This window comes from Wolbachia endosymbiont of Drosophila incompta, from assembly GCF_001758565.1.
Lineage (GTDB): Bacteria > Pseudomonadota > Alphaproteobacteria > Rickettsiales > Anaplasmataceae > Wolbachia > Wolbachia pipientis.
Genome location: NZ_CP011148.1, coordinates 1102946 through 1103450, shown reverse-complemented (window position 1 = coordinate 1103450; position 505 = coordinate 1102946). Strand labels below are relative to the sequence as shown.

Sequence of the window (505 nt, the reverse complement as noted above, 5' to 3'; positions counted from 1 at the left end):
TTTCTACTACAATTCCTTTTTTTTTGTCATTTTCAATACTATCACTTACAATTTGTTTTAGACGTGACAAATATTCGCCGCGTTCTTTCAGTATATCTTCTGGCAATAATCTCCGAACTTCTTGGCTCACATCAGTGCCTGTTGAAACTAGATTAAACATTTCTAACATAAGAGGCCGTAGTTTTTCTTTTCCAGTCTCAGTAACATTTTTATCTTGCTCCATGAGGTGGTATAAGATCAGTATCGAATAATCTATTATTGATGACTTTTTTCTCCTTGGAATACATCAACACTAAACATGACCTTGTGCTTTTTTGCATCGTCTATAGATTTTTGAAGTCTCTTTGCTATGTTTTCGATAGCTTCATCATTAGGTAAGTGTTCAGGCAATGGCGTCAACTTAAGGAAAAATATCAGCGATAGTGTATAAAATTTCTCTCCAAATTTTTTATCATTAAATTATCCAAAGAGTGCAAGGGACAGCACTTTTGTTTCTGTTTTATTT

The 505-nt window shown here is 33.3% G+C and carries 1 pseudogene; it reads right to left on the bottom strand.

The features are described 5' to 3' along the window. Positions 1–223 (bottom strand): annotated as a pseudogene (locus WG67_RS07360) (hypothetical protein); the annotation flags it as partial. Between the last annotated feature and the right edge of the window lie 282 nt (positions 224–505).